Annotated in this window: 13 protein-coding genes; all 13 read left to right on the forward strand. The window is 53.8% G+C overall.

Features of this window, described 5'->3' with window-relative positions; all coding sequences use genetic code 11:
- Position 1: 1 nt before the first annotated feature.
- The 13 genes from M3194_RS11910 (at position 2) to M3194_RS11970 (ending at position 16108) form a co-directional block, all read left to right on the forward strand.
- Entirely contained in the window at positions 2 to 1567 is a 1566-nt protein-coding gene (locus tag M3194_RS11910; RefSeq protein WP_251653895.1) for an NADH-quinone oxidoreductase subunit N, read from the forward strand.
- Positions 1568 to 1881: 314 nt separating this feature from the next.
- Positions 1882 to 4767: a S8 family serine peptidase gene (locus tag M3194_RS11915; RefSeq protein ID WP_251653897.1), complete on the forward strand. Its 2886-nt coding sequence runs from the start codon at positions 1882 to 1884 to the stop codon at positions 4765 to 4767.
- 42 nt (positions 4768 to 4809) lie between these two features.
- A complete protein-coding gene (locus tag M3194_RS11920; protein WP_251653899.1) occupies positions 4810 to 5073 on the forward strand; it encodes a DUF1146 domain-containing protein in 264 nt (87 codons plus the stop codon).
- Between the two features lie 315 nt (positions 5074 to 5388).
- Positions 5389 to 6759, forward strand: a complete 1371-nt coding sequence (gene murA, locus M3194_RS11925) for a UDP-N-acetylglucosamine 1-carboxyvinyltransferase (RefSeq protein WP_251653911.1) — start codon at positions 5389 to 5391, stop codon at positions 6757 to 6759.
- 197 nt (positions 6760 to 6956) lie between these two features.
- Positions 6957 to 8603: an efflux RND transporter periplasmic adaptor subunit gene (locus tag M3194_RS11930; protein ID WP_251653923.1), complete on the forward strand. Its 1647-nt coding sequence runs from the start codon at positions 6957 to 6959 to the stop codon at positions 8601 to 8603.
- On the forward strand, positions 8600 to 9355 hold the full coding sequence (locus M3194_RS11935; protein ID WP_251653925.1) for an ABC transporter ATP-binding protein: 756 nt from the start codon (positions 8600 to 8602) through the stop codon (positions 9353 to 9355). Before M3194_RS11930 ends, M3194_RS11935 begins: the two co-directional genes overlap by 4 nt.
- Entirely contained in the window at positions 9297 to 10487 is a 1191-nt protein-coding gene (locus M3194_RS11940) for an ABC transporter permease (RefSeq protein WP_251653927.1), read from the forward strand. The genes M3194_RS11935 and M3194_RS11940 overlap by 59 nt, the downstream gene beginning before the upstream one ends.
- A gap of 123 nt (positions 10488 to 10610) precedes the next feature.
- Positions 10611 to 11771 (forward strand): stage II sporulation protein D, encoded by a 1161-nt coding sequence (gene spoIID / locus M3194_RS11945; protein WP_251653938.1) that lies wholly within the window; start codon positions 10611 to 10613, stop codon positions 11769 to 11771.
- Between the two features lie 94 nt (positions 11772 to 11865).
- Complete coding sequence (locus M3194_RS11950; protein ID WP_251653939.1) at positions 11866 to 12615, forward strand: M23 family metallopeptidase; 750 nt, start codon at positions 11866 to 11868, stop codon at positions 12613 to 12615.
- Positions 12616 to 12771: 156 nt separating this feature from the next.
- Positions 12772 to 13059, forward strand: a complete 288-nt coding sequence (spoIIID, locus tag M3194_RS11955) for a sporulation transcriptional regulator SpoIIID (RefSeq protein WP_042170162.1) — start codon at positions 12772 to 12774, stop codon at positions 13057 to 13059.
- Positions 13060 to 13197: 138 nt separating this feature from the next.
- A complete protein-coding gene (gene mreB, locus M3194_RS11960) occupies positions 13198 to 14199 on the forward strand; it encodes a rod shape-determining protein MreB (protein WP_251653941.1) in 1002 nt (333 codons plus the stop codon).
- A 165-nt stretch (positions 14200 to 14364) separates the two neighbouring features.
- Entirely contained in the window at positions 14365 to 15231 is an 867-nt protein-coding gene (locus tag M3194_RS11965) for a flagellar hook-basal body protein (RefSeq protein ID WP_251653942.1), read from the forward strand.
- Positions 15232 to 15280: 49 nt separating this feature from the next.
- The gene (locus tag M3194_RS11970; RefSeq protein WP_251653945.1) at positions 15281 to 16108 is read left to right on the forward strand and encodes a flagellar hook-basal body protein; all 828 of its coding nucleotides are present in this window, start codon (positions 15281 to 15283) and stop codon (positions 16106 to 16108) included.
- Positions 16109 to 16118 lie beyond the last annotated feature (10 nt).

Below are 16118 nucleotides of genomic sequence, written 5' to 3' on the forward strand. Positions count from 1 at the left end.
GATGAACGAATTTATGCCGCTGACTTGGAATGATACGCTGTATCTCGCCCCTGAGCTTATTCTTGCCGCCATGTTCCTTATTCTGATCGTAACGGATCTTATTCTCCCTCTGCGGACGAACCGCGCATTAATCGGCTGGCTCTCGCTTGGCGGCCTGCTGTTATCGCTTGGGTTCGTCGTCTGGCGGATGATCGACATGAATCCCTCCGGCGCGTCCGCGGAAGAGGCGGCGAAGGCCGGTCAGGCCATCTCGCTCCTTGGCGCCAGTTACCGGGTAGATGATTTCGGCAATCTGTTGAAAATTATTTTCCTAATCGGTACTTCGTTAATTGTGTTGTTAGGCCTAGGCTCGACGCAGAAGGATGACGCGGTTGCGGACAAAGCCGAATTCTATTATTTGCTGCTTCCGGCTGCGGCAGGCGCCATGATCATGGCTTCCTCCGGCAATCTCGTTACCTTGTATATCGGGCTTGAGCTGCTTAGCATAACGACCTATGTGCTTGTAGGCTTGCGGAAGCGATCATCGCTGTCCGCCGAGGCAGCCTTCAAGTATGTCGTGACGGGCGGCATAGCCTCTGCGTTTGTCCTGTTTGGCATGTCATACCTGTACGGAGTAACGGGCTCGGTTAGTCTGGCGGATTTCCCGGCGGCGCTGCCGCAGGCCTTCACCGATTATAAAGCGCTGGTGTATGTCGGTTTCTTCTTCCTGATTGCGGGCTTCGGGATCAAAATCGCCGCTGCTCCGTTCCACGCCTGGGCACCGGATGTGTATCAGGGAGCGCCAACGCCCATCTCTGCTTTTCTCGCAGTCATCGCAAAGGGGGCGGCGCTTGCGGCGGTATTCCGATTCTTGTACAGCAGCGCCTTCTTCCTCTCGGGAGGTCCCGGGAAGCAGGCCGGTGACGATGTCTTCTTCGCCCTGCTCGTGATCGCCGCCGCGGCAATGCTGGTCGGCACGATCTCCGCGCTCAGGCAAAAGCAGGCAAAGCGTCTGCTCGCGTTATCCGGCGTAGCTAACGCGGGATACCTGCTTGTACCCATTGCGATTTCGGTGACGATTATCCATAGCAATAACTTCTCGGAATTTGCTTACTATCTCGTAGCTTATCTGCTCATGAATGTGGGAGCGTTCGCCGTCGTAACGGTGATCGCGCGCGCGGCGGGGCATGAAGAGCTGAAAGGCTTCTCGGGTCTTTACTACCGGGCGCCGTGGACGGCCGCAGCGATGCTGATCTTTATCCTGTCGCTGTCGGGATTGCCGGTTACGGCCGGCTTCTTCGGCAAGCTGTTTATCCTGCTTGGCGCGGCCAGCGTAAAGGCTTATTGGCTGGTAGCGATCATGGCGGTAAGCACGGTTATCTCTTACTACTTCTACTTCGGCATCATCCGCCAGATGTTCATGCGGTCTAACAGCGATGAAGAAGACGAGGTTCGCGTGCCGGCCGTGACGGGCGTCGTTATCTGGATTTGCGCGGCGGCAACGGTTGCCCTTGGCGTATTGCCGGGGCCGCTGATGAAAGGGATCGATACGGTGTTTTCGATTCAAGCGGATTTGTTCGTGAGATAGATTCGGAAGAGAGTAGAGACCTGGCCGCTATACGGCCGGGTCTCTTTTTGCCGAGTTGAAAGGGAGGAGAGAATAGGAGAAACAGAGGGACATGGATAGCTGCTGCTTGATAGCGTCTTTTGCTTTAAGAGGATGCCTTTTTTATGCGGCTTTACAGGCAATTATCTTTTGCTAGAGACAGGAGAATGGGGTCTGGAAATCGAATGGTAATAAGAGATAAAGAGAGACTATTAAACGGTCGATAGAGAAACGCATGGCAATAGCATGCGTATAATTTGAGACGGAGACAAATATATCGATAAAGGCAGAAACAGATGAGAAAAGAAGCTCTCGGCAGCCTGTTGCAAAGAACTCTCCCCGCGCTTCTCCTCGCGGGGATTCTCGCCACCGGGGCGGTTGTCCCCGCCCCGGCAGGCATGGCCCCGGCAGGGGCCGCAGCGGCGAGCACCGCCGCCGCCGGCGCCCCCGCCGGGGCGCAAGAGGAGCCGCTAAGCTGGCTCCTCAAATGGCGCGAGCCCGCGCAGGCGCATGAGCTGCGCGGAACTCGCGTCATCCGCCGCCAGAGCAGCGAGGCGGCGGAGGTCTGGCTCGTCCAGCCCGCCGACAGCGGGGCGGACGCTGCCGCTTGGGCAGCCCGGCTGCATAGCGAGCCGGGCGTTGAATATGTGCACCCGAACGAACAGGTGCACATTCTCGCATCGGCCTCCGCAGATTCATACGCGGCAGACGATCCGGAGCTCGCCAAGCAGTCTTACTTGAAGCAGATTGGCGCGCTTGAAGCCTGGAAGACCGTGCGGAAGCAGACCGATCTGACCATTGCGATCGTAGATACGGGGGTTGATCTTGATCATCCGGATCTGAAGCGCAATCTTGTGCCCGGTACCAACCTTGTTCAGCCCAATAAGCCGCCTGATGATGATAACGGCCACGGCACCAGCGTGGCCGGGGTTATCGCTGCCGCCGGCAATAACGGCATCGGCGTAAGCGGCATCCTCTGGGAAGCCAAGCTGATGCCAATCAAAGCATTGGATTCTCAAGGGGATGGAACAGAACGCGACTTGGGGGAGGCGATCCTGTACGCCGTCCGGAACGGCGCGCGTATTGTCGTGCTGTCCGTCGGATTAAACAGGTATTCGCCTTATATGCTGGACATCGTGAACTACGCCGAAAGCAAGGGCGTTCTGCTCATTGCTGCGGCGGGCAACGACGGTCTCATGCAAGGGAATAAGGCCGCGGTAAAATATCCGGCTGCTTATCCCACTGTGCTTGGAGTTGGCGGAGCGAAGACGGACAATACGCCGGATTCCCGCTCGAACCCGGGTCCCGAGGTTGATCTGGCGGCGTCCTGGCATGTGTATACAACCGCAATGGGAGGACGATACAAGCAGGAGGAAGGAACGTCGATGGCGGCTCCTCAGGTTGCGGCCGCGGCTGCGTTAGTCTGGGCCAGATATCCGGCGCTAAAGCCTTATCAGGTAAGGGAGCTGCTGCGCCAGACGGCCAAGGACATCGGCCCGGCCGGCTTTGATAACAAGTCCGGGTACGGCCTGCTTCAGGTGAACAAGGCGGTTACGATGACGGCGAAATCCGACCGTTTCGAGCCTAACGGCAACCGTGCAAGCGCGAGGCCGCTTCCTGCTGGAAAGCAGGTTACCGCTATGCTTTCCGGAGGCGGCGACCTCGACTGGTATACGATTGACGCCCCGTACGACGGGACCGTCACGCTGAATTTCGAGGAATGGATTGCCGAGGGCAGCACCACGCAGCCCGTGCGGTTATCCCATTATTCGGGCGACAAGCTGCAAGCGGCGACGGAGTCCAAGCTCGGAAGCAGGACGGTTGAATTCAAAGTAAAAAAGGGCAAGCAAGCCTTCCTGATTCAATATATGAATGCTGAAAATGACCTGAAGCTGCCTTACCTGCTGACGGCAAGCTTTGCCATGGCTCCGGACAGCTATGAGCAAAACGACAAGACGTATGAAGCCTACACGCTTCAGCCGCGAAGCCAGAGCATTACCGGCTCCTTTCATCAGCTGGCAGACCGGGATTGGTATGCGGTGACGTTCACGCAAGGCGGAACGCTAAGCCTTCGGGTAACGACGGATACGGTTCGGATCGATCCCGAGCTTGCGGTTCAGCAGGCGGGCCAGGCGTTAATGTCGTATGACGAGGAGCGGGAGGGTGCGTCGGAGCAGTCTCCAGTACTAACCGTCTCGCCGGGCAAATATTATATCCGTATCCACAATGCGATATCGTCCGAGGCCAGCCCTACCTTGGGAACCTACACGCTGAAGATGGACTACGTTCCGAAATACGTGGATCCAAACGAACCAAACGATAAGTATTACGAAGCGCTGATGACCACTTCCGGCACGGAGTATGTCGGGGTAATCGGCAGCGCGAGCGATGCGGACTGGTTCCAGCTCCGTCTCTCCCAGGCGAGCGTTGTGGACATGAATTTGTTTAACGTTCCGTCAGGCAAAATGATGAAGCTGGAAGCATACGATAAGAAGCAGAAGCTGGTCTTTACTCAAATGACCGGTCGCAGCGGGGCGCTTCAGGCGGTGAATAAGGTTCTCCAGCCGGGGGTGTATTACATAAAGCTTACGGCGAACGGCGCTTTTGACAAGCAGTATTACCGCTTCAAGGTGAAATCCGATCCGCTTGTAGCCGGGTTCCGCGATATTGGCAGCCACTGGTCGCGGGACGCGGTTGCCGAGATGAGCAAGCTGGGCATCGTGAGCGGTACCGGGCCTTATACGTTTGAGCCGAACCGGCCGATTACCCGCGCGGAAGCGGTGGCGATGACGATCAAGGCGTATAAGCCGATCATTGCCGGAATGCCAAGAGAAGTCCGGTTCAAGGATCTGGACGATGATCATTGGGCTTACGGCGCAATTGCCAAAGCGGTACAGAAGGGGTGGATCAAAGGATTCCCGGATGGAACCTTCCGTCCGGAACAGCCGGTGACAAGAGCGGAGATGGCGCTTATCATCGGTTATGCCGATCAAGTGCTGCCTGTGCCGCCGGCCGGAAATCCGTTCAAAGACGTCGGGCGCGCCCATTGGGCGGCTCCAATGCTGAATGTACTGAAGCTGAAGGGGGTAATCAGCGGCACGGGAGACGACCGCTTCGAGCCTGGCAAAAAAGCCAGCCGTGCGGAGTTTACAACGATTTTATATCGGGTATATAGACATTAACCATCGAACAGACATATTGATGTAGAAGGGAAAGTAAGACAGATGGGTATCGATCAAATGGTGAACGATGCGCAGCATGCATCCGGCACCATCGCGTTATTTTCAATCGTCGTGAATTTGTTCAGCATCGTATTCGTCTGGTATATCCTGCAGGAGATCAAGCTGGACGTTTTCTTCAAATTCCCGCGCAGTCCGAAGGCTAGAATGTTCCAGGTAGTGCTTGCCGTTGTCTTGGGTCACGGCTTCGCCGGTTTTATACTGGATTACTGGAACTGGACGAAGCTCCTGCAGTATTTTGTCGAATAACAAACTTCAAAAAAGACAACAATGGATACTACAGGACGGTATGAAAATGACACGGGACTACGAACAACTGTATATAAAGCCCCGGATATGAAATGAAAACGCTGCCCGCCAGGCAATATTCGGACAGTTCTTTCGGCTCGGTTCAGCGGTTTATTTAGTGCTTTATGACGATCTTTCTGGTAATAATTTACCGCTTGTCGATTTGTGTAAATGAATGATAAGATGAAGGTTGGATAAAGCTTAAATTTGTCATTTTCTTATACAAAAATTGGAACTAATGTTTGGAGAAATTCAGTTCGCGGAGGGAACTATAAGATGACCAAAATTATCGTCCGCGGAGGCCAGCGTCTATCGGGAACGGTCCGTGTCAGCGGTGCAAAAAATGCAGTACTTCCCATTTTGGCGGCCTCGTTATTAGCGGCGGAAGGAGACAGCGTCATCTGTGACGTTCCCCTCCTCGACGATGTAATGACCATTCAGAAAGTATTAGCTTCGTTGGGCGCAAAAATTACTTACAACAATGAAACGATGAAGATTTCTGCGGGGATGATTTCCTCCTTTGAGGCTCCTTACGAGTTCGTCCGCAAGATGCGTGCTTCTTTCCTTGTCATGGGACCTTTATTGGCCAGGATCGGCAAGGTTCGGATTTCGCTGCCGGGCGGGTGCGCGATTGGTACAAGACCAATTGACCAGCATCTGAAGGGCTTTGAAGCAATGGGGGCGGAGATTACCCTTGGACACGGCTTCATTGAAGCAAGTACTAAATCGCGTCTTAAAGGTGCGAAGATCTATCTGGATGTAGCTAGCGTCGGGGCAACGGAAAATATTATGATGGCCGCCGCTTTGGCGGAGGGCACAACAACGATCGAGAACGCTGCGAAAGAGCCGGAAATCGTTGACTTGGCCAACTATTTGAATGCTATGGGTGCCAAGGTGCGCGGCGCGGGTACGGGCGAGATCCGTATTGAAGGCGTTGAGCGCATGCATGGCGTGAACCATAATGTTATTCCGGACCGTGTGGAAGCAGGCACGTACATGATTGCTGCAGCGATCACGGGCGGAGACGTATTTGTGGAAAATGCGATTGGGGATCATTTGACACCGGTTATTTCGAAGTTGCAGGAAATGGGCGTTGAAGTATCGGAATCAGACAACGGCATTCGTGTTCGTGCCCCTAAAGCGCTAAAGTCGGTAGATGTGAAGACATTGCCGCATCCTGGCTTCCCGACCGATATGCAGTCCCAGATGATGGCGCTGCTGCTCGTATCGGAAGGAACCTCGGTCGTAACGGAGACGGTATTCGAGAATCGCTTCATGCATGTTGAAGAATTCCAGAAGATGAATGCGCAGATTAAGGTCGAAGGCCGTTCGGCATTCGTAACCGGCAGCGTGCCGCTTGTTGGCGCAAAAGTATGCGCAACCGATCTTCGCGCAGGCGCTGCGTTGATCTGTGCGGGACTTCGTGCAGACGGCGAGACGGAGGTATCCGGCATTTATCACGTAGACCGCGGTTATGTGGATATTACAGGCAAGCTTGCCGCTCTTGGTGCGGATATCAGACGGATTGAGCCGGAAGCTCAGGTTGCCGCTGTAGCCGCTGCTCCAGCACCTGCTGCTGAGCTTGAACCGGTTGGCAGCTTCAAGCGCGAAGCCGCAGTATTGAAAGTACAGCCTACCTGGGCGTAACGTATAGGTTTGGTAAAGAAGCTGTTTCCTTCATGAGGAAGCGGCTTTTTTTGTGCACTTCTAAGAGTGTGCAAGTTTAATCTGATCATTTGGCTTAAAGAGGTCGTTCCGGAGCCCCTTGGCTTGTTCATGCTGTGTTCATTTTCCCGTGATATATTCCTCGGTAGATATGACCGATGGAGGGTGGAGTACAGTCAATGAAGAAGTGGACATTATGGCTTGGTATCATCATTATTCTTGCTGCCGCCGGCGGGGGCGCGTATTACTACTATTTCATGCGCGATGAGAAGGCAACGGCGGAGACGCCTCTTGCGGTTACGGCCAGAGCTGTCAAAGGCGACATTAAGACGTCGATAAGCGGGACAGGCTCGGTAGAGGCGAATTCCAGAGAGACGGTAACCGCGGGTAAAAGCGGCACCATTGCAACCTTATCCTTCAAAGAAGGAGACAAGGTGAAGAAAGGGCAAGTGCTGGCTACTTTTGAAGACAACGATAATTATGATGATCAGATCGAGTCGATCAACAAAAATATCACCAAAACAAAAGAGCAGATCGCTGACAAGCAAGAGGAATATAAAGAAGCGATTGGCACCGAGAACGAGGAGCAGACGACCAAATCGATCAAGGATGCCATTGATGATCTGCAGTCAACCATTGATGACTACAACGATCAGCTTCAGGACATCTATGAAGATCAGGCGAAAGAAGTGAAGCAGGTTATCGCTTCAATCGACGGCGAAGTGACGACAAGCGATGTGAGCGTGGGCGATGAGGTTCAGTCCAACACAACCATCGCGGAGATTGTTGACTATTCGCATCTTGAGTTTGTTACGAGCATTGATGAGCTGGATATTCCTAGCGTGAAAGAGAAGCAAGCCGCGCAAATTACGCTTAGCGCGATTACGGACCGGACCATTGAAGCAACGGTATCCGAGATTGCAAAGGAAGGGACCTCTTCCAATGGTTCGGCATCTTACAGCGTAAGCTTGCTCCTTAATGATATAGACGGCGTCATGGTCGGCATGTCCGGTCAGGCGGATATTACCACGAAGCAAAGTACGGATGCCGTGCTTGTGCCGGTTAATGCGGTTGTTGAATTTGGAGGCAAGTCATATGTTCGCGTTCCTGGTACGGGCAGCGGAACGGGGAATGGGAATGGGAATGGCGCAGCTCCAAGCGGAGCAACCGGCGGCCAAGGTCAACGCGGTCAAGGAACGCAAGGCGCGACCGGGAATGAAGCAGCGGCTGGCGGCGGCTGGCAAGGCGGAGGCGGTCGTTTCCAAGGCGGAGCAACAACGGCAGAAGGACAAGGAAGAGGACGAAATGTTGCCGCTGCAGACAGCGGCACTGAAGGCGGTACTACGCCCAATGGAGGCGGTACAGGTCAAGGCACGGCACCTCTAGGCACGCAAGGCGGTGCAGCTCCAGGCGGAGCTGCGGGTGGTACAGGCCAAGGCACAAGACCTGGAACTTCGCCAGGCGGAAACGCTCAGGGCGGTAATTCCTTTGGCGGTCAAGGCGGAAGAGGCGGCGCGGGTGCTCAAATGCGCGAAAGCATTACGCTTGGCGGCCAGCTGAAGGAAGTAACGGTCGGCATCAGCAATGAGACGTATGTTGAGATCAAATCGGGTCTCGCGGAAGGCGATTCGGTTCTGATCCCCGTAGCAACGGGTGCGCAAGGCATGGGCTCGTCCGCCACCCAGCAGCAGCAAACCCAGCAGTTCGGCGGATTTGGCGGAGGCGGATTTGGCGGACAATTCCCAGCAGGCGGCTTCCAGGGCGGCGGAGGCGGAAACGTAAGAACGTCGACCCGGGGAGCTGGCGGCGGCGGTGGTACACGATGAACGGACAGTCCGCTCTAATCGAAATGAACGATATCGTCAAGTATTACAAGATGGCCGGAGAGAAAATGACGGTTCTGCACAATATATCGCTGAAGGTCAACCATGGCGATTTTCTTGCCATAGTTGGCCCGTCCGGCTCCGGCAAGTCTACTTTAATGAATATCATAGGCTGCCTGGACGTACCGAATGAAGGCAGCTATAAGCTGGACGGCATGGAGATCCGCGGGCAAAGCGATAATCGGCTGACGGAAATGCGGAATAAGAAAATCGGCTTTATTTTTCAGGGGTATCATCTTCTTCCGAGATTGACAGCACTGGAGAATTGCGAGCTTCCGCTTATTTACCGCGGCTTGTCGGCCAAGGAGCGGCGTGCGCGCGCCATGGAGGCGCTTGAACGCGTCGGGCTTGGCGAGAGGGTAGGCCATCGTCAGAACGAATTGTCGGGCGGCCAGCAGCAGCGCGTTGCGATTGCGCGGGCTCTCGCCACGAATCCCCCGCTCTTGCTGGCGGATGAGCCAACGGGAGCACTTGATTCGAAGACCGGCATGGAAGTGCTTGGCATGATGGAGGAGCTGAACCGCGCGGGACAGACCATTGTGCTGATTACGCATGATATGGAAGTTGCCCAACGTGCGAGACGTACGGTCATTATCCGGGATGGGGTGTTAACGGAGCAGAAAGGGAGGGACAGCCATGAAGATTACGCAGGGCCTCATAATGGCGGTCAAGAGCGTCTTATCGAACAAGCTTAGAACCATCCTTTCGATGCTCGGCATTCTGATCGGGGTTGCGACCGTTATCGCGCTTGTTGCGATGGGCAAAGCGTCATCCAATGAAGTGGCGAGCCAGGTCTCGACGCTCGGCAGTCCGGATTCGCTCTCGGTTACGATCACGGGACGGGGGACGGTTACTTCCTTGTCCGTAGATGAGGCGCTAAAGCTTGGCGAATTGAATAATGTGAGCGGAGTTGCTCCGATTACGAGCACGAACGGCTATGCCAAATACGGCCGGACTCAAGTATCGGTTACCGTCGAGGGCATTACGCCCGAATACGAGGAAGTGAAAGATTTCAGCGTTCAGGATGGCCGCTATATTGCGGCCCCTGACATTAACAACAAGACCAAGGTAGCGCTGATCGGCACGCAGACCGCACAGGACCTGTTCGAGGACGAGAGAGTGGATCCGGAAGATGCGGTAGGCCGCAAGATTACGATAAACGGGTATATCTTCACCATTGTTGGTTTGCTGGAGTCCAAAGGGGATTCTCTAACAGGCTCTAATGACGAGAAAATCCTCATTCCCATCTCGACCGCGCAGAAAGTCTTCCAAGTAAGCGGCGTTACGACCATTAATATGAAAGTGACGGACACGAAGCAGATGAGCTCGGTCGTCAGCAGCGTGGAAGCTCAGCTCTATGAGAAGTTCCGCGGCAACGAGAATGCTTACCGTGTATTGAACCAGGAAGAAGCGATGAAGACGCTCAATTCCGTGAACGAAACGATGAACAGGCAGCTGATCTACGTAGCGGCAATCTCGCTGGTGGTTGGCGGTATCGGGATCATGAATATTATGCTCGTCTCGGTAACGGAGCGTACCCGGGAGATTGGCATACGCAAATCTCTGGGGGCGAAGAAGAGAGACATCTTATTTCAGTTTCTCGTAGAGGCAGTAGTTATAAGCGGTCTCGGCGGAATGCTAGGTATCGTTATCGGCAATATAGCTTCCTATATCATAGGCGAGGTTATGAAAACCCCAACCGAAGTGCCAATGAATACCATGCTGCTTTCCTTTGGCTTCTCTGCCTTTGTTGGCGTTGTTTTTGGTTACCTGCCGGCAAATAAAGCAGCAAGTCTGCGCCCGGTCGATGCTTTGCGTCATGACTAGAAACAATAGGATATGCGTCGCGCTTTAACTAGAGCCCCGGTTCTATCCTATTAATCGGCCTCATAGAATAAATCCATCAAGGCCGGCTTTAAGAGAGTTCATTCTCTTAAAAGGGGCCGATAGATGGAAAGGAGAACTATGAGATACGTAATAGGCAGACCGAATCGGGCGGCCAGGCGTGCCGGCAGCAGGTGGTTAGCCGCTGTTTGCTGGACAGCCTTCGGAATCGGAATCGTTATGAGCATCTCCGTGATGCTTGCGACTTCGGCATATCGGAACGCCGAATCAAGCGAAACCTATCCATTCCAGGAGGGAAGCGGCGGCGTAGCGTCAAGTAATGGGGCGTCTGCCGACGGGTTCGGGCAGGCGCCTTTGCCGTCTCCTGCCGGGAAGCCCGCAGCAGCCGGCAGCAAGGAAAAGGAAACGTATATAACGGTTTATTTGACGAAGGAACAGCGTACGGAGCGGGTCTCCATGGAGACTTATGTTAGGGGCGTGGTCGCAGGGGAAATGCCGGCGGAATTTGAACTGGAGGCTTTGAAGGCCCAAGCAATCGCTGCCCGTACTTATATAGTAAGAAGGCTGGAGCTGGACGATCACAGCGGCATGCCCTCTTCGGCCGCAGCTTCCCGGGCGGATGTCACCGATACGGTTGATCATCAGGTATATATCCCGCTCGACAAGCTTAAGGGACTTTGGCCGAAGGATAAGCAGGAGGCGAACCTGGCCAAGCTGAACAAAGCGGTAAGCGAGACGCGCGGTGAGATTATCACGTATGGCGGCGAACCGATACAGGCGGTATTTTTCTCTACCAGCAACGGGTATACGGAAAACTCGGAGCAATATTTTCAAGAGCAGCTTCCCTATCTTCGCAGTGTGGCGAGCCCTTGGGACAAATTGATTTCACCCCGCTATCAAGAGACCGTGAAGCTTTCGTTCTCCGATTTCTATGCTAGACTGGGGCTTGGCGGCAAGAAGAAGCCGGATATCCGCGTGCTGGACAAGACAGAGGGCAAACGGATCGCGGATATTCTGATAGACGGCAAGACGTTCACCGGCAGGGAAGTAAGAGAGAAGCTAGGCCTTGCCTCCTCTCAATTCCTGTGGAAGCTGGACGGGAATTCGATATCCTTTACAACCTTCGGTTACGGGCATGGGGTAGGCATGAGCCAGTGGGGAGCGAACGGAATGGCGGAGGAAGGCAAAAGCGCGGAGCAGATTGTGACCTACTATTATACCGATACGAAGGTGGAGCAAGCTTCGAAGCTTGCAATTAAATCTTGATATAGCTAGCAAAAAAAGTTCTTCTCAAAAAATAGTAACGCCTCACGTATAAAGCTAGACGTTCTGGCAACAATGGCTAGTGAGGTGATATCAAATGAATGAAAACCAAAACAAACCTAAGCAAGAATCTCCTAAAAACGTACTAGGAGAAGTATCTGCCGCTAAGTCTAGCAACGGCTTTAAAAGACTGTTGTCGAGGAAATGGGTAACCCCGGCAGCGTTCATGGTAGCGGCAGCAATTATCGTAGCCTTAATGTGGATCTATCAGGGTTCGGACGACACCAAAGAAACTTCAGCTACGACTACCGAGCAAACAGAGACCGCTGTAGGTAGCGATGTCGTTAAGCCGGATGACCAAGCGCTTGAAGAAGGAAGAAAAGGCGAGAAGCTGCAATGGCCGGTAGCAAACAAAGATGTACTGGATGAAGTGCTTCCGTACTTTGACGCAAACGCTACAGCTGACCAAAAAGCAAATGCGGTTGTTCAAACGAACGACAACACATTTGTACCGCACACTGGCGTAGACTTTGCGGATCCAAGCGACCAGCCGTTTGACGTAATGGCAGCCCTCTCCGGTAAAGTAACCCGCGTTGAGAAGCATCCAACAAACGGTAATGTAGTGGAGATCAGCCATGGCAACGGACTCGTTACGGTATACCAAAGCCTTAGCGATATTCAGGTAGCCGTTGGCGATGACGTGAAGCAAGGAACCAAAATCGCAGTAGCCGGCCGGAACGACCTCGAGCGCGATCTCGGTGTCCACCTTCACTTCAGCGTGAAGGAAGACGGCAAGTCGGTTAACCCGGCTTCCATCGTAGGCCAATCGCTTAGCGAAGAAAAATAGGACGAAAGTCTCGCAGGCAGGGGTGGAAACCCCTGCCTGTTTCGTTTTTTCACGAAAATTTTAGGCCAAACACGTCTTTAAGGCTTGACCATAAAGAATATATACCCGGACCACTCATATACTGTACCAAACTATCTCGAGTAGGGAGGCGGGAACGTGCATGATTACATCAAAGAACGAACCATTAAAATAGGTCGTTGTATCGTGGAAACGAAACATACGGTGCGTACGATCGCTAAAGAGTTCGGCGTTTCCAAGAGTACGGTTCACAAGGATTTAACCGAACGATTGCCGGAAATTAACCCTGACCTGGCAGACCAGGTGAAGCACATTCTCGAGTACCACAAATCGATCCGGCACTTGAGGGGAGGAGAAGCAACAAAGATCAAATACAAGAAGACGAGCACGAAGAAGCGCGAGGTTCTCGCAGCTGGGAAATCATAAACATTTTTCGAGTTTTTCCGCACATAAGTTAGAGGAATTTTGTGGTTTTTGGCGAATAATGTACATCAGTATGTCCTATGTCATGGGAACTATTTGTGGACGGGATGATTACATTATTCGTTGGAGGACTATAGCCTTATGCTAAGCAAGGATATCGGAGTCGATCTGGGTACTGCCAATGTATCCATTCATGTGAAAGGGAAGGGCGTTGTTCTTGACGAGCCTTCGGTAGTTGCGATTGAAAGCGATTCGAAACGGGTGCTTGCCGTAGGCGAGGAAGCGCACCGCATGGTCGGGCGTACACCCGGCAACATTATTGCCATCCGTCCGCTTCGCGACGGCGTTATTGCCGATTTCGAGATTACGGAAATTATGCTCAAGGCTTTTATTGACCGTGTTGAAGGCCGCAAATGGTTCAGCCGTCCGCGTATTCTGATCTGCGCACCTACCAATATTACGTCGGTAGAGCAGAAAGCGATTCGCGAAGCGGCTGAACGGAGCGGCGCGAAAGAAGTATTTCTGGAGGAAGAACCAAAGGCTGCCGCTATAGGGGCTGGAATGGACATTTTCCAGCCTAGCGGCAACATGGTCGTGGATATCGGCGGTGGTACGACCGATGTGGCTGTCTTGTCAATGGGCGATGTCGTGACTTCGTCCTCTATTAAGGTTGCGGGGGACAAGTTCGATGCGGCGATTATGAAATACATCAAGGACAAGTACCGTCTTCTGATCGGTGAGCGGACAAGCGAGGAGATCAAGATCAAGATCGGCACCGTCTATGCGGATGGACGCCATGACGAGATCGACATCCGGGGCCGTGATATGGTGTCGGGCCTGCCGCTGACCCTTACAATCCGTTCCGAAGAAGTGCGCGAGGCACTGTGGGATCCGGTGATGTCTATCGTTGCAGCTGCCAAGATGGTGCTGGAGCGGACACCGCCCGAATTGTCCGCCGATATTATCGACCGTGGCGTTATTCTGACCGGCGGCGGCGCGCTGCTGGACGGGCTGGATGCCCTGCTGGCGGACGAGCTTAAGGTCCCTGTGCTAATTGCAGAGGACCCGATGCACTGCGTCGTGAAGGGGACGGGCATTCTGCTTGACAACTTGGACAAGCTCGGCAAAAAAAGCCGGGCCTGATTTGTGCGGGTAAGACGCTGTGGGGGGCGTGCTGAGGCATAAATGAGTCGAAGGTCGCAGAGGGTATCTATAACGGCGGTTGTCTGCGAAGCCGATATTATAATAAGAAGAGATACGATTTTCGAGAGCACGGCTTCGCAAGCGGACCGGCCGAGGAGGCGCCACATGTTAAGAGGTCTTTATACAGCTGCGGCGGGTATGACCGCGCAGCAGCGCAGACACGATACGGTAACGAATAACATTACTAATATTAATACGCCGGGTTACAAGCAGACTTATGCGGTTACCCGTTCTTTTCCCGAGATGCTGCTGTCGCTGACGGGCGTTGACGAGAAGCAGGAGAAGCAGATCGGCAAGATCAGTACCGGCGTATTTGCGGAAGAGAGCCTTGCCATTCACCTGCAGGGTGATTTGATGCAGACGGGCAAGTCGTCGGACTTTGCTCTTGTCTCCAATATCGATGTACCGGGGATGGCCTTTGATGCCTCCGGTAAATACGTTTCGCCGGACGGCGACGTGACGTTTCAGCCGCAGGCTTTCTTTACGCTGCAGGATGACAACGGCGAAATCCGATACACGCGCGGCGGTTCCTTTACGCTGACATCGGATGGCTTCCTTGTATCCGGCGACGGGTCGAATGTGCTCGGAACAGACGGCAATCCGATTCGATTCCCGCCGGGCGTTAGCCTGGATGGCCTGACGCTGACTGCGGATCAGCGTTTTGTTGACGCGAAGACCGGAGCAGACTCGGGAAGACAGCTGCTGCTGACGCGGATTGATAATCCGAACGAGCTCGCCCGCGAAGGGGACGGTAAATTCCGGCTGATCGGCGATGCCGCAGATACAAGGCCGGTTGCGGCAGGTGAACGCGTCGAGGTACGCCAAGGCTATGTAGAACGCTCCAATGTGGATGCCGCGCAATCATCGGTAGACTTGATGGCCGCTCTGCGCGCTTATGAAGCGAATCAGAAGGTTATTCAATTTTATGATGAAAGCTTGGATAAAGCGGTTAACCAGGTAGGCCGTGTATAAGGCCGCGGTTAAGCCGTTTGTGCGGCAATTCTTTTTGGGAGGCGTCTAGATGAACAGCTCGATGATCAACGCCAGCGTATCCATGAACGCGCTTCAGCAGAAATTGGACATGATGGCCGATAATATTGCGAACGTGAATACGGTAGGCTATAAACGTAAGGAAGCAACCTTCGAGGATCTGCTGAACAATACAAGGAAGCAGCCGGAAGAGTTCAGTCAGCCGGGAAGGCTGACTTCCCTGAACTTCAATCAGGGCTGGGGCTCGAGACTTGCGATGATTCAGCCGAATTTGCAGCAGGGCACGATTAAGACAACCGAAAAGGACACCGATCTAGCCATTGAAGGCAATGCTCTCTTGGAGGTAGTCGTAAGCGGCGAAGGAGACCGCGCCTACACCCGCAACGGGGCGCTGCAGTTGACGGTTACCGCAAACGGTGATACGATTTTGGCAACGCCGGAAGGTTATCCGGTTATCGCGAATACGCCGGCAGGCGAAGGGCCGCTTGTAGTCCCGCAGGGTTATAAGCTTCGGGTCAATCCGGACGGCAGCGCGCAAGGGGTAGCAAGTGACGGCGGCACCATTGAACTTGGCTCGATTAAGCTGGTTCAGGCGACGCGTCCTGCAGCCTTAACGCTGGTTGCCGACAACTTATATGAAATAGCCGACGGCATTAACGTTGCAGATGTCCTGCAGAACGTAACGCCTGACGGTGATAATGGCATTGCGCTTCGTCAAGGCGCCCTTGAGCAGTCAAATGTGAATCTGGGCGATGAGATGACGGAGCTGATTAATGTGCAGCGTGCTTACCAGCTGGCATCCAGAGCTTTAACGTCCAGCGATACGATGATGGGGTTAGCCAACGGCCTGCGCAAATAGATAGGGTGAG

This window comes from Paenibacillus glycanilyticus (genome assembly GCF_023715145.1).
Classification (GTDB): Bacteria; Bacillota; Bacilli; order Paenibacillales; family Paenibacillaceae; genus Pristimantibacillus; species Pristimantibacillus glycanilyticus_A.

What these genes read in the sequence shown, in the direction of transcription:
- M3194_RS11910 (WP_251653895.1), top strand. Translation starts at nt 2, where the DNA reads ATGAACGAATTTATGCCGCTGACTTGGAATGATACGCTGTATCTCGCC.
- M3194_RS11915 (WP_251653897.1), top strand. Translation starts at nt 1,882, where the DNA reads ATGAGAAAAGAAGCTCTCGGCAGCCTGTTGCAAAGAACTCTCCCCGCG.
- M3194_RS11920 (WP_251653899.1), top strand. Translation starts at nt 4,810, where the DNA reads ATGGGTATCGATCAAATGGTGAACGATGCGCAGCATGCATCCGGCACC.
- murA (WP_251653911.1), top strand. Translation starts at nt 5,389, where the DNA reads ATGACCAAAATTATCGTCCGCGGAGGCCAGCGTCTATCGGGAACGGTC.
- M3194_RS11930 (WP_251653923.1), top strand. Translation starts at nt 6,957, where the DNA reads ATGAAGAAGTGGACATTATGGCTTGGTATCATCATTATTCTTGCTGCC.
- M3194_RS11935 (WP_251653925.1), top strand. Translation starts at nt 8,600, where the DNA reads ATGAACGGACAGTCCGCTCTAATCGAAATGAACGATATCGTCAAGTAT.
- M3194_RS11940 (WP_251653927.1), top strand. Translation starts at nt 9,297, where the DNA reads ATGAAGATTACGCAGGGCCTCATAATGGCGGTCAAGAGCGTCTTATCG.
- spoIID (WP_251653938.1), top strand. Translation starts at nt 10,611, where the DNA reads ATGGAAAGGAGAACTATGAGATACGTAATAGGCAGACCGAATCGGGCG.
- M3194_RS11950 (WP_251653939.1), top strand. Translation starts at nt 11,866, where the DNA reads ATGAATGAAAACCAAAACAAACCTAAGCAAGAATCTCCTAAAAACGTA.
- mreB (WP_251653941.1), top strand. Translation starts at nt 13,198, where the DNA reads ATGCTAAGCAAGGATATCGGAGTCGATCTGGGTACTGCCAATGTATCC.
- M3194_RS11965 (WP_251653942.1), top strand. Translation starts at nt 14,365, where the DNA reads ATGTTAAGAGGTCTTTATACAGCTGCGGCGGGTATGACCGCGCAGCAG.
- M3194_RS11970 (WP_251653945.1), top strand. Translation starts at nt 15,281, where the DNA reads ATGAACAGCTCGATGATCAACGCCAGCGTATCCATGAACGCGCTTCAG.